Genomic DNA, 19,096 nt, shown 5'->3' with positions numbered 1-19,096 from the left:
CAAGAGGCCCCCGGATGCCCAATCCGAGTCCACCCAGCCCGAATTGGCCCTGCCACCCCGCACCCCCACCTCCGTACCCTCACCCCATGCCCCTGCGAATCCGTACCGTTGACGCCTTCACCAGCACCCCCTTCCACGGCAACCCCGCCGGCGTCCTCCTCCTGGAGTCCGCCACCGCCTTCCCCGACGACACCTACCTCCAGCACGTCGCCACCGAGCTGAACCTCCCGGAAACCGCCTTCGCCCACCCCCTCCCCGGGACCGGGGCGGGGACCGGAACAGACCCCGAACCCACCCCAGAAGCCACCCCCCTCTGGGCCCTCCGCTGGTTCACCCCCACCACCGAAGTCGACATGTGCGGCCACGCCACCCTCGCCACCGCCCACGTCCTGCACACCACCGGCCTCACCACCGGCCCCGTCTCCTTCTCCACCCGCAGCGGCATCCTCACCGCGACCCCCGCCGCCGACGGCTCCCACACCCTCGACTTCCCGACCGCCCCACTGCTCGACACCGAGCCCCTGGAGGGCCTGGCCGAGGCCCTCGGCGCCGACCTGCTCACGGTGCACTACACCGGTGACCAGGTCGGCGACTACCTCGTGGAGCTCCGCAGCGAGAAGGAGGTCCGCGCCCTCACCCCCGACCTCAGGGCCCTCGCCGCCCTCTCCCGGCGCGGCGTCATCGCCACCGCGCTCGCGGACGACCCCTCCCAGGGGTACGACTTCGTCTCCCGCTGCTTCTTCCCGGCCGTCGGCATCGACGAGGACCCGGTGACGGGCAGCGCCCACACCGCCCTCGCCCCGTTCTGGTCCGCCCGCCTGGGCCGCACCGAGCTGACCGGCTTCCAGGGCGGCCGCCGCACCGGCCTCATCCGTACCGCAGTGCACGGCGACCGCACCCACCTCACCGGTCACGCGGTCACCGTGGTCGACGGCACCCTCCTCACCGCCCCCTGAGCTCAGAGGGTGGGCAGCCAGCCCACCTTCCCCGCCAGCACCGCGTACCCCACGAAAGCCCCGATGTCGAGCAGCGCGTGGGCCGCCACCAGCGGCCCCACCCGCCCCCACTTGCGGTACAGCAGCACGAAGACGACGCCCATCACGACGTTCCCGAGGAACCCGCCGATCCCCTGGTACAGGTGGTACGACCCGCGCAGCACCGAACTCGCGACCAGCGCGGCCAGCGGCGTCCACCCCAACTGCCCGAGCCTGCGCAGGACGTACCCGACGACGATGACCTCCTCCAGCACGGAGTTCTGGATCGCCGACAGGATCAGTACGGGGTACTTCCACCACACCTCGGGCAGCGACTCCGGCACGACGGTGAGGTTGAACCCGGCCGCGTTCATCGCCAGGTAGAAGGCGAGCCCGGCACTGCCGATCCCGGCCGCGACGAGCGTCCCGCGCCCCAGGTCCGACCACGGCCGCGACCGGTCGAAGCCGATCTCCCGCAGCCCGCTCCCCTCCCGCAGCAGCAGGTACGCGACGAGCGCCACCGGCACCAGCGCCGTGGAAATGCTGAACAGCTGCCACACCAGGTCCAGCCAGGGCCTCCCGGGCGCGGCGGACGAATTCAGGTTCGCCGCCTGGTCCTTCAGCCCGCCGGGCCGCGTCAGCGCCCCGATGAACCTGATCAGCGAGGAAACCCCGCTGGCCCCGAGCGACAGGGCCAGCACGATCAGGAGCTCGGCCCCCACGGCACGCCGGCCGGGCTCGGCCCACCGCCCGCCCACCGGCTTCTCAGACGCCACTTCAGCCACCGGCCCACTGTCCCCTCACGCTCAACATCACGCTCAGACCTCCACCAACATCACCTCATCCTCCCTCCCCGGCCTGTGAACACCAGCCCCGCCCCGCTGCGGACCCGGCCGAACTCCCGGCTCATCCTCACGACGGCCCCGGAAACCCCACCGGCCACAGGTGCACCGGCTCCCCGCCCCACATCAGTTCCCCGTACCTCCGCGTCATGGCCGCCAGCGCCGCCTCCCTGCCCAGCCCCGCCTCGACCGCCCGGTGGTACGTGTCGACCTGCCAGGAGGCCCCGTTCACCCGCCTGCGGCACCGCTCCTCGATCACCCCGAGGTACTTGTCCCGGTCCGCCGCCTCGACCCCCCACGCGTCCAGCCCCGCCGCCGCCAGCGGCAGCAGCTCGTCCCGCACCAGCTTCACCGCGGGCACCTTCTGCGTCCCCGAGCCCCGGCTGCCGCGCGGCCACGTCAGCTCCGCGTCGATCCCGTACCGGCACGCCGCGTCGAAGTTCGCCTCTGCGTCCTTGAAGGCCATCCGCCGCCACACCGGCCTGGAGTCCTCGGCGAGCGCCCGTACGAGCCCGTAGTAGAAGGCCGCATTCGCAATGACGTCCGTGACGGTCGGCCCGGCCGGCAGCACCCGGTTCTCCACCCGCAGATGCGGCACCCCGTCCGCGACCCCGTACACCGGCCGGTTCCACCGGTACACGGTCCCGTTGTGCAGCACCAGTTCCTTGAGCTGCGGCACACCCCCGTCGTCGAGCACCCGCAGCGGGTCCTCCTCGTCGCAGATCGGCAGCAGCGACGGGAAGAACCGCAGGTTCTCCTCGAACAGCTCGTACGCCGACTCCACCCACCGCTCCCCGAACCAGGTCCGCGGCCGCACCCCCTGCGCGATCAGCTCCGGCGGCCTGGTGTCGGTGGCCTGGGTGAACAGTGGCGGGCGCGACTCGCGCCACAGCTCCTGCCCGAACAGGAACGGCGCGTTGGCCCCGACCGCGATCTGCACCCCGGCCACCGCCTGCGCCGCGTTCCACACATCCGCGAAGCGCCCCGGCGTCACCTGGAGGTGCAACTGCACCGACGTGCACGCGGACTCCGGCACGATCGACTCCGACGTGCAGGTCAGCCGCTCGACGCCCTCGATGTCGAGCTGGAAGGGCTCGCCCCGGGCCGCCACGATCTGCTCGTTCAGCAGCTCGTACCGGTCGACGTCCGACAGGTTCGCGTGCACCAGGTCGTCCCGCCCCAGCGTCGGCAGAATGCCGATCATCACGATGCCCGCGTCGACCTCGGCGGCCTTCCGGTGGGCATATCCGAGACCGGTCCGCAGTTCCTCCGCCAATTGGTCGAGAACGCGTCCGCCGAGGCGGTGCGGAACGATATTGACCTCCAGGTTGAACATGCCGAGTTCGGTCTGGAAATCCCGGCTCGCAATGCGCTCCAGCACTTCTGCATTCATCATCTTCGGCAGCCCGTCGGACCCCGCCAGATTCAGCTCGATCTCCAGCCCCATCAGATTCTTCGGCCGGTCGAACCGCTTCTCCTCCAACAGCCTCCCGAGTCCCTCCAGGCACTGGTGGAGCTTGTGCCGGTACTTCTGCCGGTCCGACAGATCAAATCCGTCTGCCACGACCTTCTCACCCATCGGAGCGTCCTTCCTCAGCCGGGGCAGCCCGCGGCACGACCGCTGCGTCCTGTGGTTCACGGTCGATGATGCCCCGGCCGACTGATCCATAACGCCCCGCGCACGACCGGCGCACAGTATCCTCGACACACATTCCTCGCGGCACATTCCGCGGGCATGGTGCACTGCGCAGTTACCACCTTCCCGGAAGTGGTCCAAAACGCCGACGAGTTCAGGCCGACCGCGCCGGGGGCGAATTACCCACGCCCGCCCCGCAATCGCACGGGAAGCGGCCTTGATTCCCTCGGCCCGGTGCCGTACGGAAAGTCCGGAAGTTGTCTTGCGCGCAATATCCGCGACAGCTAGCGGAAACATCGTGTGAACACGTGTCGTATAAACTCCGCGAACGAGGCGGAGAGTTGACGCCGGGCCCTCGCCCAAGGCCCCCTCCGGCCCCGCACCGCTGACAGCGTCGTCCGCACCGCCCAGGCTTCACCGTGTCTCCCGAGCGAGAGGCGTCCCACCATGCCGCTTTACGTACCCCCGGCTCCCGCGCCCGCCCTGCGCAGCGTTCTCGCGGCTCTCGGCTCCCCCACTGCCGTCCGCGAGGCCCGCACCCCGGCCCTGCGCGCCCTCCAGGGCCCGCACACGCCCGAACTCCCGCTCCCCGTCCATGTGCTGGACCGGCTCGCCCCCGGCGACGGCCCCTTCCGCACCCGGCTCACCGGCTGGCGGTTCCTGATCCGCAGCAACGACCGCGCGGTGGCCGCCGCCGACACGATGCTCACCCCGGACGGCTGGACCTTCTCGCACTTCTTCGAGGGCCCCTACCTCGCCTCCACCGAACGCGCGCTGCGCCAGGCCGAGTCCATGGCGGCCGACTGCCAGCCGCGCCTGCTGTCCGTACCGGCCCTCTACATGCTGACCCTGTGGCTGCACGGCGACCCCACCACCGACGCCTCCACCGGCACCCCCGCCCCGACCGACGTCCTGATCCCGCTCGCCCCGGCCCCGCCCGGCATCGCCGCCCACCGCCCGCACACGGTCGCCGACCTGCTGCCCGCCCTGGCGCTCCGGCTCGCCCCATCGCCCGCCGCGAAGGCGTCCCCGCTCCTCGGCCAGCCCGCCTGACCCCGCGCCCGAAGCCTGCGCACGACGCCCCGCACCCCCTGCCCGACGGTGCGGGGCGTCGCCCTGCCCGGATGCCCCATCCGGAGTAGCCCACTCGGGTCACCCCGAACCACCCGAAGAGAGGGGCCAGTTGAGCTGAACCGTCCGCACGGGTGACGCGTCCTTGTTCAATAAGAAGAGCTGCCGTGAAATCCCTGCGGAACGACGCCCGTAGGGCAACACTGGGACCGGACCAACTGATACGGGGGGCGGCCATGAACACCGATTCGAGCCGCAGGAACACCTTCTCGACCACCACGCAGCGAAAGAACCCTTCCATGTGCCAGCACCAGCCACCCTGCCCGACCGCCGAATCCGCCGACCGGGAGGCCGCCCATCCGATGGCGCACCACCCGGAGCAGGGCTGGAGCCTGCTGTGCAACGGTGTCCTCCTCTTCGAGGACACCGGTGAGCTCCTGCCGAACGGGCAGATCATCGCACCGCACCGCCCGCTGGACGTGGCCACCGCTGCCTAGCCGCACCGCACGCCTGACACAGTCGACGTACGCCGGGAACAGGACGTACGACGAAGGGGCCGGCCCGGAGTCTCCACTCCGCACCGGCCCCCACGCATGTCAACTGCCGGACGTCACCGCTCAGTTGTCGTACTCGTCCATCGGCGGGCACGAGCAGACCAGGTTGCGGTCGCCGAACGCGCCGTCGATGCGCCGCACCGGCGGCCAGTACTTGTCCGCCGCCGAGACGCCCGCCGGGAAGACGGCCTCCTCGCGGGTGTACGGGTGGTCCCACTCGCCGCCGAGCGCGGCCGCGGTGTGCGGGGCGTTGCGCAGCGGGTTGTCCTCGGCGGGCCATGCTCCGCCCGCGACCTTCTCGATCTCGCCACGGATGGCGATCATCGTGTCGCAGAACCGGTCCAGCTCGAAGAGGTTCTCGCTCTCCGTCGGCTCGATCATGAGCGTCCCGGCGACCGGGAACGACATGGTCGGCGCGTGGAAGCCGTAGTCGATGAGCCGCTTGGCGATGTCGTCGACGCTGACGCCCGTCGCCTTCGACAGCGGGCGCAGGTCCACGATGCACTCGTGCGCGACCAGTCCGTTCGGGCCGGTGTAGAGCACCGGGTAGTGCGGCTCCAGGCGCTTGGCGATGTAGTTCGCCGCGAGCACCGCCACCTGCGTGGCCCGCTTCAGACCCTCGCCGCCCATGAGACGTACGTACGCCCACGAGATCGGCAGGATGCCCGCGGAGCCCCACGGCGCGGCCGAGATCGGACCGACGCCCGTCTCGGGGCCTGCCGTCGGCTGGAGCGGGTGGTTGGGCAGGTACGGCGCGAGGTGTGCGCGCACACCGACCGGGCCGACGCCGGGGCCGCCGCCGCCGTGCGGGATGCAGAAGGTCTTGTGCAGGTTCAGATGGCTGACGTCGCCGCCGAACTTGCCCGGCTTGGCCAGCCCCACCAGCGCGTTGAGGTTCGCCCCGTCGACGTACACCTGGCCGCCGGCCTCGTGCACGGTCGCGCAGATGTCGGCGACGTGCTCCTCGAAGACGCCGTGCGTGGACGGGTACGTGATCATCAGCACCGACAGCTCGTTGCGGTACTGCTCGATCTTCGCCCGCAGGTCCTCGACGTCGACCTCGCCGTCGTCCGCGGTCTTCACCACGACGACCTTCATCCCGGCCATGACGGCGCTCGCGGCATTCGTGCCGTGCGCGGAGGACGGGATCAGGCACACGGTCCGCTGCTCGTCGCCGTTCGCCCGGTGGTACGCCCGTACGGCCAGCAGACCGGCCAGCTCGCCCTGCGAACCGGCGTTGGGCTGGATGGACACCGCGTCGTACCCGGTGACCTCGGCGAGCCGCTCCTCCAGTTCACGGATGAGCGTGAGGTACCCGGCGGCCTGCTCGACCGGCGCGAAGGGGTGGATCTGACCGAACTCGGGCCAGGTCACCGGCTCCATCTCGGTGGTCGCGTTCAGCTTCATCGTGCAGGAGCCGAGCGGGATCATGCCGCGGTCGAGCGCGTAGTCGCGGTCGGCCAGCTTGCGCAGGTAGCGCAGCATCGCGGTCTCGGAGCGGTGCTGGTGGAAGACGGGGTGCGTGAGGTACGAGTCCGTACGCAGCAGCCCCTCGGGCAGCGCCTCGCCGACGGTCTCGTCCAGCGCGAGGATGTCGCCCTCGACGCCGAACGCGGCCCACACGGCGGCCACTTGGGCGCGCGCGGTGGTCTCGTCGCACGCCACGGACACCAGGTCCGCGTCCACCCGACGGAGGTTCACCCCGTTCGCCCGCGCGGCGGCCACGACCTCGTCGGCCTTGCCCGGGACCCGTACGGTCAGCGTGTCGAAGTACGCGCCGTGCACGACCTCGACACCGCCCGCGCGCAGGCCCTCGGCGAGGATCGACGCGTAGCGGTGCGTACGCCGCGCGATGCCCTTCAACCCCTCGGGCCCGTGGTAGACGGCGTACATCCCCGCCATCACAGCCAGCAGCACCTGCGCCGTACAAATGTTGCTCGTCGCCTTCTCACGACGGATGTGCTGCTCACGCGTCTGGAGCGCCAGCCGGTACGCCTTGTTGCCGTCCGCGTCCACGGACACGCCCACGAGACGCCCCGGCAGGCTGCGCGCGAACTTCTCGCGTACGGCCATGAATCCGGCGTGCGGACCGCCGAAGCCCATCGGCACACCGAAGCGCTGCGTCGTACCGACCGCGATGTCGGCACCCAGCTCGCCCGGCGACGTCAGCAGCGTCAGCGCCAGCAGGTCGGCGGCGACGGTGACGATCGCACCCAGCTCGTGCGCGGCGTCGACGACCGGCTTGATGTCCCGCACCACACCCGAGGCACCCGGGTACTGCAGCAGCACACCGAACACACCGCGCTCGGCGACCTCGGCCGGAATGCCCTCGCTCAGGTCGGCGACAACAACGTCCACGCCCGTGGGCTCGGCCCGCGTCTGGATAACGGCAATGGTCTGCGGAAGCGTTTCCGCATCGACGAGGAAGACCCCGCCCTTGACCTTGCCCACGCGCCGCGCGAGCGACATGGCCTCGGCGGCGGCGGTGCCCTCGTCAAGGAGCGAAGCGCCCGACGTCGGCAGCCCGGTCAGCTCGGCGACCATCGTCTGGAAGTTCAGCAGCGCCTCCAGGCGCCCCTGCGAGATCTCCGGCTGGTACGGGGTGTACGCCGTGTACCACGCCGGGTTCTCCATCACATTCCGCAGGATGACCGGCGGAGTGAAGGTCCCGTAGTACCCGAGACCGATCATCGGGGCCAGCACCTGGTTGCGGTCCGCGAGCGTACGGAGCTCGGCCAGGACCTCGGCCTCGGTCCGGGCGTCCGGCAGCCTCAGCGCCTCGGCGTTCTTGATGGCGTCCGGCACCGCGGCGGCGGTCAGCTCGTCGAGCGACCCGTAACCGACCTGCGCGAGCATCTTGGCCTGCGCCTCACCATCAGGTCCGATGTGACGCTGCTCAAAGGGAATGCCACGCTCAAGCTCAGTAAGCGGAATACGACGGTTGGCAGTCATCTGCGGAAGGCCTCCTGGTCCGACACGACCTGCGAGGGGCACCACGGCACGGGTACCCGGACGGCCTCCCCCTCTGTCATCTCAACCTGAGAGCTTCACCGGGGCGCCACGAACAGCACCCCGACTTTCACCGTCGGTGAGGAAAGGTCACGCACCGGCCTGCGCCGGACCCGCCACCCGCCCTGCTTTCCAGAGTGACCTCGTCCGTGCGGTACAGGGGCCTGAGAGATTCCGGGGAGGAGTTGCTCCTTCGGCGCCTCCGACATCCACTCGGAGGACTCTCCCGCACGGGGTCAGCAGCCTCGGTCAGCCTACCAGCGCACTCTCCGTTCGATCCCTCAAGTGGCCAGCCTCGCATTTCTGCTCTTTCGTAGTGTTTTACGGGGATCCACCCAGCAGTTGCGACCAGTTGGAGGGACAGTGCAGACCGACATCGATCCGCGCAGCCTGATCGGCCGCAAGGCGTTCGACCGCAACGGCACGAAGATCGGGACGGTGGACGAGGTCTACCTCGACGACGCCACCGGCGTCCCGGAGTGGGCGGCCCTGCGCACGGGCCTCTTCTCCCGCGACGCCTTCGTCCCCCTCGAACCGAGCCGCCTGGAGGACGACACCCTCCGCATCCCCTTCGAAAAATCCCTCATCCGCGACGCCCCCGACTTCGGCGTGGGCCGCCACCTCTCCCCCGAACAAGAACTCCAGCTCTACCACCACTACGGCCTCCACCTCCCCGGCTGAACCATCAGGGGCGCGGGGAACTGCGCGAGCAACCAAACAACAAGCCGCGCGGCGAGCGCTTTAGGGAAAGGGGCGGGACCGGGGCGAAAACCGGGGGCCCGGGGGCAGCGCCCCCGGCCTGAACAGCCCCCCCCACTCACCCACCCCTCACCCCCCGACCAGGGGCAACGGCTCCCCCCGCTCCAACCCCGGATCATCGACCCGAAACGTCCGCACCCGCCCCACCCCCACCGACCCCGGCTCCTCGAACCGCACCGTCACCCTCCCCAGCCCACTCCCCTGCACCCACCCCGCCCCGAACTCCACATGCCGCACGTCGTGCCCGGCCAGCCACCTCCGCTCCCCGGCCGGCTCCGCCTCGGTCACCTCGACCGCCTCCTCGACAGGCTCCGGAGCCACCTCCTCAGCCTCTCCCGCCCCAAGCTCCCCAGCAGCCGCAGCCGCGGCAGCGGCCTCCGCCTCCGCCGCCTGCGCAAAAAGATCCTCCTGCGTATAGTCCGCCAGCCCCGTCACGCCGACCCCCAGCAACCGCACGCCCCCGGTCGTGTCGACCCCCTCCAGCAACCGCGCCGCCGCCTCCCGCACCACCCCCGGATCGTCCGTCGGCCCCCGCAGCGTCTCCGACCGCGTCAACGTCGAGAAATCGAAACGCCGCACCTTGAGCACCACGGTCCGCCCCGACCGCCCCGCCCCCCGCAGCCGCTCCACACACCGGTCCGCCAGCCGCTCCACCTCCGACCGCACCCGCACCCGGTCGTGCAGGTCCACGTCGAAGGTGTCCTCGACCGACACCGACTTGGCGTCCCTCTCGGCCACCACGGGCCGGTCGTCGAGCCCCTGGGCCATCCGGTGCAGCGACGCCCCGTGCGCCTTCCCCAGCAGCCGTACGAGCTCGTCCTCGCCCGCCTCCGCCAGGTGCGCGACCGTCGTCATCCCGGCCCGCCGCAGATGATCACCGGTAGCGGGCCCGACCCCGGGCAGAGTCCGCACCGGCATCGGCGCGAGCAGCTCCCGCTCCGTCCCCGGCTCTATCAGACACAGCCCGTCCGGCTTGGCCTCCTCGGAGGCGATCTTCGCCAGCATCTTGGACCCCGCGAGCCCCACCGACCCACTGAGCCCGGTCAGCTCCCTGATCTGCTCCCGCAGCCGCTCCCCGACCGCCCGCGCGGAGGCCTCGTCGTCGGCGACCCCGCCGGCCTCCAGATCGACGAACGCCTCGTCCAGGCTGAGCGGCTCCACCAGCGGCGACAACCGCCCCAGCAGCCCCATCACCTGTTCGCTCACCGCCCGGTACACCGTGAAGCGCGGCACCAGGTACGCGGCATTGGGCGCCAGCCTGCGCGCCTGCGCCGTCGGCATCGCCGAGTGCACGCCGAAACGCCTGGCCTCGTACGAAGCGGTGGCCACCACCCCGCGCGGCCCCAGCCCGCCCACCACGACCGGCTTTCCGCGCAGGCTGGGCTTCGCCGCCTGCTCCACTGCGGCGTAGAAGGCATCCATGTCGAGATGCAGAATGGTCGGCGCGGTCCTCACCTCACCGATGCTGCCCTACGCCACTGACAATCGACCGGACCGCACAGCGCACCGCCGCGCAAAACAGCACACAGCCCCTCAAACCGCCCGGTTGCGCCGCCTCGCCAGCTCATCCCCCGGGTTGTTCCCGACCAGGGTCTCGCCGGTGTCCACACGCTCCCCGTGCAGCTGCGACAACGCCGTCTCGACGTCCCGCCACACCACGCCCACCGCGATCCCGAAGACCCCCTGCCCGCCCTGGAGCAGGCTGACGACCTCGTCCGGCGAGGTGCACTCGTACACCGTCGCCCCGTCGCTCATCAGCGTCATCCGCTCCAGGTCCTGAAAGCCCCGGGCCCTCAGATGCTGCACGGCGGCGCGGATGTTCTGCAATGCGACCCCGGTGTCCAGGAACCGCTTGACGATCTTCAGCACCACGACGTCACGAAAGCTGTAGAGCCGCTGCGTGCCCGACCCGTACGCGGGCCGCACGCTCGGCTCGACGAGCCCGGTGCGCGCCCAGTAGTCCAATTGCCGGTACGTGATCCCGGCCGCCGCACACGCGGTGGGCCCCCGGTAACCGACCGTTTCGGCGGCGGGCTGGGCCGCCTTCGGGGTGGAGCTTGCTGTGGGGTCGGCCGAACTGCCGAGCGGATACGGCCCGCCCGTCGCCGTACCGTCGCCGCTGATTCTCACGCCGACCTCCGTCCTTGACCTGCCTTGTCGACGGTAGGCAGTCACCCGGGGTGCGTCAACGATCGCCACACTCGGCACGCCGAGTGACAATCACCCTGAGAGTGGTTTCGCGCAACTTTCTTCGGGGAAAGGCTACTCGAATGCGCAGAAGTCCCCGGGAACCCGAAGGCCCACCGGGGACGTGCGACTCACTGGATCACGCGGCACACACGGCCCGCGCGGCTCACTGACTGTTGGTGCCGAAGTCCTCCGGCGAGATCTGGTCGAGGAACTCGCGGAACTTCTCGACCTCGTCCTCCTGCTCGTCCGGAATCGCGATCCCGGCATCGTCCAGGACCCCGTCACTGCCGTAGATCGGCGTTCCGGTGCGCAGCGCGAGCGCTATCGCGTCGGACGGCCTGGCACTGACCTCGACCCCGCTGGCGAAGACCAGTTCGGCGTAGAAGACCCCGTCCCGCAGATCGGTGATCCGCACTTCGGTGAGCTCCTGGCCGACCGCTTCGAGCACGTCCTTGAAGAGGTCGTGCGTCAGCGGCCTGGCGGGGGCCAGCCCCTGCTGGGCGAAGGCGATGGCAGTGGCCTCACCCGGTCCGATCCAAATGGGAAGGTACCGATCGCCTCCCACTTCACGCAGGAGCACGATCGGCTGGTTGTTGGGCATTTCCACCCTGACACCTACGACGTCGAGCTCGTTCACACAGCAACCCTAGGACGTGCCCGACCGGTTTGGGTAGTCGGGCTCCTGTTCACTCCACCTGCGGTGCGGTTTCACCCCACCGGCAGTTCAGTTCGCGCCGGCCCTCAGCGCGGTCTGCACCAACGCCGCATGCAGCCGTACGGAGAGCCCCGCGAGCTCCCTCGTGGTCGCCTCGGCATGCGCCCTCGTCTGCGGATTGCGGTGCCGCCGCAGCGGAGCCACGACATTGCCGATCAGCCCGGCCTCGCGGTCCGCGGCGGCCTTCATGGCCCGCAGGTGTCTCGGTTCCAGACCAAAACGCCCCAGGTCCGCCACGAGTTTCGCCACCGTGACGGCCTCCGCGTCGTAACCGCCGTCCGGCAGTTGCGCGATGAGTCCGTACGCTTCCCACTCGCCCAGATCGCTGTCCTCGACCTCCGCGGCCGCCAGCAGCTCCTCGCGGCCCAGCCGCGCCACGGTCGCCCGCTCCGGGGCCACCTCGGGTGCCCCGTCGAGCAGTTCCCGCGGCCCGCCCGGGGACGGCAGCCGGACCTCCTCGCCGCGCTCCAGCGCGTCGAGGTGCTCCTTGATGACCTTGAGCGGGAGGTAGTGGTCGCGCTGCATCCGCAGCACCTGGGCGAGCCGCTCCACGTCCGCCGGACCGAACTTCCGGTACCCGGACGGCGTGCGCTGCGGCTCGACCAGCCCCTCCGCCTCCAGAAAGCGGATCTTGGAGATCGTTACTTCGGGAAATTCCTCACGCAGCAGGCTGAGCACCGAACCGATGCTCATCAGCCTGCTGCCGGCGGAGGCGGCGCCGCGCACGGCACCGCCCGTCTGGATTCGCAGCATGGACCTTCCCTGAAGGGATCAGACGCCCCGCTGGCTCGCGTAGAAGACCAGCCGGTACTTACCGATCTGCACCTCGTCGCCGTTCGCCAGCGGAACCGCGTCGATGCGCTCCCGGTTGACGTACGTGCCGTTGAGGCTGCCGACGTCGGAGACGGTGAAGCCACCGTCTCCGCCCCGGCGGAACTCGACGTGCCGCCTGGAGACGGTGACGTCGTCCAGGAAGATGTCGCTCTGCGGGTGACGGCCGGCCGTGGTCAGCTCGCCATCCAGCAGGAAGCGGCTGCCCGAGTTCGGGCCGCGTCGCACCACCAGCAGCGCCGCACCCAGCGGAAGCGCGTCGACCGCGGCCTGGGCCTCGGGCGACAGCGACGGAAGCTGCGTCTGACCGGTCTTCTCCGCCTCGTAGGCCTCCAGGCCCGAGATGGAGATGGTCGACGTGGTCTCCGACGGCCGCTCGGCGGCGGCTCCGGCCCGCAGCGGCGCACCGCAGTTGGAGCAGAAGCGGCTGTCCGCGGCATTCCGGTGACCGCACCTCGTACAAACAGGCAACGCCGACATGGACGGATCCTCCTGCCGCGGCTGCCCAGTGTGGTGGGCGCTGGTTGCGTACGGGTCGGGCGTGAACCCTCCACCCGTACTTGAGGTTGATGGTTCTCCGGAACCTATGCGGCCGGGACCAGCCGGGTCAACAGACGGCGCGCCGTGGCCGCCGACCTCGTCGCGGAAGAGCGGGCGCTCGCCGCTCTGCTCCTCCGCCTCACCGGGGCGCGGGGCACGGTGACGCGCAGTGTGGGAGCTGCTGTCGTCACGTGCACTCTTGCCGAACAATTTCGCAAACAACTTCACGGGCGATTCCCCTTGACCGAAACAGACCCGCCCGTGGGGCAGGACGAACCCTGCGTCAACAAACCTGCTGACTTGGACATTCTCACAACGTCCGTATCACTCGGACAGTTTCCACCACGCACCGCGTCCTGGGTGCGCCGACCCCCCGCAACCTCATGCCCTTGTCCGACAACGCTCATTCGCCCAGCCTTCACTGGGATGACGACCGAGCGTAGTCAGGCCGCTTCGCCGGTCGCAAGGCATTCACGACGATCTTCTCAAGTCGCTGCACCACGGCGGTGGCCTGCTCCTTCTCCAGAGTCTGCACGACCCCGCCGGGGATGTTCAGCGCGGGCTCCAGATCCTGCGGCTTGCCGATCACCTTGAAGGTGTACGGAGCGCTGACGCTCTTCCCGTCGATCTGAATGCTGCCCGCGTCGCCGGAGAAATACGTGTTGGCCACGACACGTACGTCATTGATCTGCACGGCCTCCGCTCCGGCGGCCCGCAATTCCTGAATGGTGTCCAGCAGCCGGTCCGGCTCGACGGTCTTGTGCGGGTCCCCGACGGTCAGCGTGATCCCGGGCCCCTGGGCGCCCACCGTGCCCGCCAGCACGCCGAGCTGGCGCTCCTTCTCCAGCGTCTGCTTGCGGGCCTCCTCGGCCTGGTCGGAGCTGCTCTCCAGCTCGGACTTCTGCGCGCTCAGCCGCTGCTTCTCGTCCTCGAGACGCTGCGTACGGTCGTCCAGTTCGTCCAGGATGCGTACGAGGTCCTCCTGGCGCGCACCGCGCAGCGCGCCGTCCGCGCTGGTGGAGTTGACCTGGATGGCCAGCCCGAGCCCCAGCCCGAACAGCAGCAGCGCCACGATCAGTTGGGCCCGGGTGACCCGCGGCGGCCACAGCCCCGCGACCAACCTCTGACGCCCCGTCACTTCCCGGTGCTTGTGGTGCTCTTCGGGTGCGGGGCTCGGCGGGAAGGGCTGCCGCTCCTCGGGAAGCGGACCCGTTCCACCGGTCTCGTTGCTCTCGTTGCTCACCGGCGTCACGCCCGGAAGATGTGCCGACGGATGGCGGCAGCGTTGGAGAAGATCCGGATGCCGAGGACGACGACCACACCGGTCGACAGCTGCGCGCCGACGCCCAGCTTGTCGCCGAGGAAGACGATCAGGGCCGCGACCACGACGTTCGACAGGAAGGAGACGACGAAGACCTTGTCGACGAAGATCCCGTCCAGCATGGCCCGCAGACCGCCGAAGACCGCGTCCAGCGCGGCGACGACGGCGATCGGCAGGTAGGGCTCGACCACCGCCGGCACTTCGGGCCGGACCAGCAATCCGACCACGACTCCCACGACGAGGCCCAGTACGGCGATCACGATGTGCCCTTCTCTGTCTTCTTCGGTTCGGCCACGCCCTTCGCCGCGTCCGCGGCCAGCGGCTGGGCGATGCGTACGATCAGGCTCGGCGCGGCCGGGAGCCGCACCTCGTCCTGGTCGGTGATGCTGGTACGAATGCCGTAGCTCTCCTGCAAGGCATGCAGGTACTGCCCGTCGGCACTGTCGTTGAACGTGGTGTTGAGATGCTTGCCGCCCACCGCCAGCACGGTGTACGGCGGCGCCAGCGGCCGGTTGTCGACCAGTATCGCGTCGCCCGCCGCCCGGATCGCCGAGAGCATCGTCAGGCGCTGCCCGTTGATCGCGACGGCCTCAGCGCCGGACTGCCAGAGCCCGTTGACGAAGCGTTGCATGTCCCGGTCGCGGACCCGGCCGGTGTCGGCGAAGCCACTGCTGCCACGCGGGCCGTCACTGCCCCCACCGGTCTCCTTGGCATCGTCCACGACCAGTTTGACGCCCGGTCCGGTCACGGCGGTTGCTCCGGAGAGCAGGGAAACCAGTTCGGCCTGGTCACCCCCGTGCTGCTCCAGGGCCTTGCGCTGCCGCTCCCCCACGTCCGCACGCAGGGTCTCGACGTCCTTCTCCAGCTTGTCGGCGGCGGCGGTCTCGGACTGGATGCGGTCCACGAGCTTCTCGCGCTCCTTGGCGACCACGGGTGCCGCTATCCGCGCGTTGGCCGCCCCCAGCGTGACCACGGCCGCCGCCAGGACGAGACAGGCCGCCAGACCGAGTTTCCTGCGCAGGGTGCGCGGCATCCCGGCGGTCCCGTCGGCCTTCTGACGGGCCGCCGCCTCGGCGTACCCGTCGTCGAGGCTGTGCTCCATCACGTTCGTCAGCAGCGACATCGACGCATCGGGACGCCGCGGTGGAGAAGGGGTGCTCCGAACGGGGGGCTGCTGCGACATGCCGCACATCGTCGCATGTCGCAGCCCCTACCACCCAATGCCCCCACCGACGCACCGGAGGCCGTCGTGGGACGGCCTCCGGTCTCCGGTCCTGCGTCAGTGACCTGCGCTGTCGACGATCGCCGACCACTCGTCCAGGAGCGCCTGCGCGGAGTCGTCGTCCGGCCCCTCCGCCCACAAATGAGTGACGGCCTCCGCCGGGTCGGGCAGCACCATCACCCAGCGCCCGTCGGCCTCCACGACCCGTACACCGTCGGTGGTGTCCACCGACCGCTCGCCCGCGGCCTCCACGACCCGCCGCATCACGAGCCCCTTCACCGCCCACGGCGTCGCCAGATCACGCCGCAGCACGTGCGCCCGCGGTATCCGCGCATCGATCTGACTCAGCGTCAACTGGGTCCTCGCCACGAGCCCGATGAGCCGTACGAAGGCGGCCGCCCCGTCGAAGACACTGCTGAACTCCGGCACGATGAACCCACCGCGCCCGTCCCCGCCGAAGATGGTCGCGTCCTCGCGCCCCACCCGGGTCAGGTCGTCGGGCGACGTGGTCGTCCACTCCACCTGCGTCCCGTGGTACGCCGCCACCTGCTCGGCGACCCTGGTGGTCGTCACCGGCAACGCCACCCGCCCGCTGCGCCGCTCCGCAGCCACGAGATCCAGCATCACCAGCAGCGCCCGGTCGTCCTCGATGATCTTCCCGCGCTCGTCGACCAGCGACAGCCGCTCACCGACCGGGTCGAACCGCACCCCGAAGTCCGCCCGCGCCGACGCGACGATCTCCCCGAGCCGTACGAGCCCGGCCCGCCGGGAATCCGCCGTCTCCGTCGGCCGCGCTTCGTCCAGCCCCGGGTTGATCGTCAACGAGTCGACCCCGAGCCGCCCCAGCAGACTCGGCAGCACCAGCCCGGCACTGCCGTTCGACGCGTCGACGACGACCTTCAGCCCGGAATCCGCGATCCCCGTCGTGTCGAGGTTCCGCAGCAACGACCCGGTGTACGAGTCGAAGACGCTCGCCGGGAAGTGCAGATCGCCGATCTCCCCCGGGAACGCCCTTCGGTACTCCTGCCGCGCGTACACCCGGTCCAGCTTCCGCTGTCCCCCCTGCGACAGATCCGCACCCCGCTCGTCGAAGAACATGATGTCCACCGAGTCCGGCACCCCGGGCGTCGTACGGATCATGATCCCGCCGGCACTCCCCCGCGCCGTCTGCTGCCGCGCCACCGGCAGCGGCACGTTCTCCAGATCCCGTACGTCGATGGCACTGGCCTGGAGCGCGGAAATGACCGCCCGCTTCAGTGCACGGGCACCCCGGGAGTGGTCGCGCGCGGTGGTGACCGTCGACCCCTTCTTCAGCGTCGTCGCGTACGCCCCCGCCAGCCGCACGGCCAGTTCGGGCGTGATCTCGACGTTGATGATCCCGGAGACCCCACGCGCGCCGAACAGATGCGCCTGCCCCCGCGACTCCCAGATCACCGATGTGTTGACGAAGGCGCCGGCCTCGATCGTCTTGAACGGGTAGACCCGCACATTGCCCTGAATGATCGATTCTTCACCGACGAGGCATTCGTCGCCGATGACTGCCCCGTCCTCGATCCGGGCGGCCCGCATGATGTCGGTGTTCTTGCCGATCACGCAGCCGCGCAGATTGCTGTGCTGCCCGATGTAGACGTTGTCGTGGACGACGGCCTTGTGCAAGAAGGCCCCGCTCTTCACGACCACGTTGGAACCGACCACGCTGTGCTCGCGGATCTCCGCCCCGGCCTCGACCTTGGCGTAGTCACCGATGTACAGCGGCCCTCTGAGTACGGCGTCCGGATGGACCTCGGCGCCCTCCGCGACCCATACCCCGGGCGAGATCTCGAACCCGTCGAGCTCGACGTCGACCTTGCCCTCCAGCACGTCGGCCTGGGCCTTGACGTAGCTCTCGTGCGTGCCGACGTCCTCCCAGTAGCCCTCGGCGACATAGCCGTAGATCGGCTTGCCCTCCTTCATGAGCTGCGGAAAGACGTCCCCCGACCAGTCCACGGAAACGTCCGCCTCGACGTAGTCGAAGACCTCGGGCTCCATCACGTAGATGCCCGTGTTCACGGTGTCCGAGAAGACCTGCCCCCAGGTCGGCTTCTCCAGGAACCGCTCGACCTTTCCTTCCTCGTCCACGATCGTGATGCCGAATTCCAGCGGATTCGGCACCCGGGTCAGGCACACCGTGACCAGTGCACCCTTCTCTTTGTGGAAACGAATGAGATCGGTCAGGTCGAAGTCGGTGAGCGCGTCCCCGGAAATGACCAGAAAGGCGTCGTCCTTCAACGCCTCTTCGGCATTCTTCACGCTGCCCGCGGTGCCGAGTGGCTTCTCCTCGTTGGCATAGGTGAGCTCCATTCCGAGCTCTTCCCCGTCGCCGAAGTAGTTCTTGACGAGCGAGGCCAGAAACTGCACGGTTACGACGGTCTCATTGAGCCCATGCCGCTTGAGCAGCCTCAGCACATGCTCCATGATCGGCCGGTTGGCCACCGGCAGGAGCGGCTTGGGCATGCTTGAGGTCATGGGGCGAAGACGCGTGCCTTCGCCACCGGCCATCACGACGGCCTTCATGTCGGAAGATTCCTCCTTGGAAGAGAAGAAGATCCAGCCGACCGGGCCCGCCGAGATCCGACCTCCACAACTTCAGAGATCCACGAGGGCCGACGCTGCGCTGCGTCGCTTCGACAGGCTCAATCGGTCGCGGCGTCCGCCTTCACCAGACGACGGACCTGGACCACGTAGAGAATCCCTGCCCACCAATACAGGGTTGTACCCCATCCGGCGAACGCCCATCCGAAAATAGCACCAAGTTCCCCGAGCCACCCGTCCCGAACGCTGAGCAGCAACAACGGGAAGGCATACATCAGATTGAACGTGGCCGCCTTCCCGAGGAAGTTCACCTGCGGCGGCGGATAGCCGTGTCGGCGGAGGATACCCACCATCACGAGAAGCATGAGCTCGCGCGCCAAAAGGGCCGCAGTGACCCACCAGGGCAGGATCTCGCGCCAGGTCAGTCCGACCAGGGTCGACAGAATGTAGAGCCGGTCGGCCGCGGGGTCGAGCAACCGCCCCAAGCTGCTGATCTGGTTCCACCTACGCGCCAGCTTGCCGTCGAGGTAGTCACTGACGCCGCTGAGCATCAGTACCAGCAGGGCCCACCAGTCGCTGTTGGGTCCACCGAACACGGGGCGGAGAATCAGCCACAGGAACAAGGGCACGCCAACGAGGCGAGCCATGCTCAGAATGTTGGGGATGGTGAGGACTCGGTCCGTCTGAACGCGAGTCTCCTGGACCTCCACCCGGGGGCCTCCTGCTGTGGGAACGTGCCAACGATTTTCCCCCTGACCTTACCCTCAGCCACCACCGTCGGCCGCACAGGGGTGCGCGTCGCCCCTTAAACGCAGAAATGCCCCGTACCGGTAACCCGGTACGGGGCATTTCCACAATGAT

17 protein-coding genes and 1 riboswitch are annotated in these 19,096 nt (G+C 69.5%); of the genes, 4 read left to right on the top strand and 13 right to left on the bottom strand.

All coding sequences use genetic code 11. The features are described from left to right. The first annotated feature begins 92 nt into the window (after nt 1-92). Nucleotides 93-956 (top strand): PhzF family phenazine biosynthesis protein, encoded by an 864-nt coding sequence (locus tag IE269_RS29230; RefSeq protein ID WP_189826388.1) that lies wholly within the window; start codon nt 93-95, stop codon nt 954-956. A gap of 2 nt (nt 957-958) precedes the next feature. Here the strand turns inward: IE269_RS29230 and IE269_RS29225 are convergent, their stop codons facing one another. Continuing rightward, complete coding sequence (locus IE269_RS29225; RefSeq protein ID WP_229898369.1) at nt 959-1,732, bottom strand: CPBP family intramembrane glutamic endopeptidase; 774 nt, start codon at nt 1,730-1,732, stop codon at nt 959-961. Between the two features lie 154 nt (nt 1,733-1,886). Then, complete coding sequence (locus IE269_RS29220; RefSeq protein WP_189826205.1) at nt 1,887-3,395, bottom strand: glutamate-cysteine ligase family protein; 1,509 nt, start codon at nt 3,393-3,395, stop codon at nt 1,887-1,889. Between the two features lie 504 nt (nt 3,396-3,899). Here IE269_RS29220 and IE269_RS29215 point away from each other — a divergent pair. Both IE269_RS29215 and IE269_RS29210 read left to right on the top strand, forming a co-directional pair. Beyond that, nucleotides 3,900-4,505: a hypothetical protein gene (locus IE269_RS29215; protein WP_189826204.1), complete on the top strand. Its 606-nt coding sequence runs from the start codon at nt 3,900-3,902 to the stop codon at nt 4,503-4,505. Between the two features lie 317 nt (nt 4,506-4,822). Next, entirely contained in the window at nt 4,823-5,020 is a 198-nt protein-coding gene (locus tag IE269_RS29210; RefSeq protein WP_308436993.1) for a DUF5999 family protein, read from the top strand. Between the two features lie 120 nt (nt 5,021-5,140). On the opposite strand, the gene gcvP is transcribed toward IE269_RS29210, so the two are convergent. Further along, entirely contained in the window at nt 5,141-8,029 is a 2,889-nt protein-coding gene (gene gcvP, locus IE269_RS29205) for an aminomethyl-transferring glycine dehydrogenase (RefSeq protein WP_189826202.1), read from the bottom strand. Between the two features lie 199 nt (nt 8,030-8,228). Next, nucleotides 8,229-8,325: riboswitch (glycine riboswitch) on the bottom strand. A gap of 124 nt (nt 8,326-8,449) precedes the next feature. On the opposite strand from gcvP, the gene IE269_RS29200 reads away from it, so the two are divergent. Further along, on the top strand, nt 8,450-8,767 hold the full coding sequence (locus IE269_RS29200; RefSeq protein WP_189826201.1) for a PRC-barrel domain-containing protein: 318 nt from the start codon (nt 8,450-8,452) through the stop codon (nt 8,765-8,767). Between the two features lie 147 nt (nt 8,768-8,914). Here the strand turns inward: IE269_RS29200 and IE269_RS29195 are convergent, their stop codons facing one another. The 10 genes from IE269_RS29195 to clsA form a co-directional block, all read right to left on the bottom strand. Then, on the bottom strand, nt 8,915-10,300 hold the full coding sequence (locus IE269_RS29195) for a DNA polymerase IV (RefSeq protein WP_189826200.1): 1,386 nt from the start codon (nt 10,298-10,300) through the stop codon (nt 8,915-8,917). 78 nt (nt 10,301-10,378) lie between these two features. Continuing rightward, nucleotides 10,379-10,975 carry a MerR family transcriptional regulator gene (locus tag IE269_RS29190; RefSeq protein ID WP_189826199.1) on the bottom strand — a complete coding sequence of 199 codons (597 nt, stop codon included), beginning with the start codon at nt 10,973-10,975 and terminating at the stop codon, nt 10,379-10,381. Between the two features lie 223 nt (nt 10,976-11,198). Further along, nucleotides 11,199-11,672 (bottom strand): bifunctional nuclease family protein, encoded by a 474-nt coding sequence (locus IE269_RS29185; protein WP_185033262.1) that lies wholly within the window; start codon nt 11,670-11,672, stop codon nt 11,199-11,201. An 87-nt stretch (nt 11,673-11,759) separates the two neighbouring features. Beyond that, on the bottom strand, nt 11,760-12,503 hold the full coding sequence (gene ftsR / locus IE269_RS29180; protein ID WP_189826198.1) for a transcriptional regulator FtsR: 744 nt from the start codon (nt 12,501-12,503) through the stop codon (nt 11,760-11,762). Nucleotides 12,504-12,521: 18 nt separating this feature from the next. Further along, entirely contained in the window at nt 12,522-13,391 is an 870-nt protein-coding gene (locus IE269_RS43845) for an FHA domain-containing protein (RefSeq protein ID WP_189826386.1), read from the bottom strand. A 148-nt stretch (nt 13,392-13,539) separates the two neighbouring features. Next, complete coding sequence (locus IE269_RS29170; protein ID WP_189826385.1) at nt 13,540-14,364, bottom strand: DUF881 domain-containing protein; 825 nt, start codon at nt 14,362-14,364, stop codon at nt 13,540-13,542. A 5-nt stretch (nt 14,365-14,369) separates the two neighbouring features. Beyond that, nucleotides 14,370-14,702, bottom strand: coding sequence for a small basic family protein (locus IE269_RS29165; RefSeq protein WP_040019805.1), 333 nt, complete (start codon nt 14,700-14,702; stop codon nt 14,370-14,372). Beyond that, complete coding sequence (locus IE269_RS29160; RefSeq protein WP_229898346.1) at nt 14,699-15,634, bottom strand: DUF881 domain-containing protein; 936 nt, start codon at nt 15,632-15,634, stop codon at nt 14,699-14,701. Before IE269_RS29160 ends, IE269_RS29165 begins: the two co-directional genes overlap by 4 nt. A gap of 87 nt (nt 15,635-15,721) precedes the next feature. Then, a complete protein-coding gene (locus IE269_RS29155) occupies nt 15,722-18,217 on the bottom strand; it encodes a mannose-1-phosphate guanyltransferase (RefSeq protein ID WP_189826196.1) in 2,496 nt (831 codons plus the stop codon). A 119-nt stretch (nt 18,218-18,336) separates the two neighbouring features. Next, the gene (gene clsA / locus IE269_RS29150; RefSeq protein ID WP_189826195.1) at nt 18,337-18,945 is read right to left on the bottom strand and encodes a cardiolipin synthase ClsA; all 609 of its coding nucleotides are present in this window, start codon (nt 18,943-18,945) and stop codon (nt 18,337-18,339) included. Nucleotides 18,946-19,096: the final 151 nt, after the last annotated feature.

The sequence above is a fragment of the Streptomyces spiroverticillatus genome, from assembly GCA_014650415.1.
GTDB lineage: Bacteria > Actinomycetota > Actinomycetes > Streptomycetales > Streptomycetaceae > Streptomyces > Streptomyces spiroverticillatus.
Note: the sequence above shows the minus strand (reverse complement) of the source record. Positions and strands in the feature narration are given on the sequence as shown.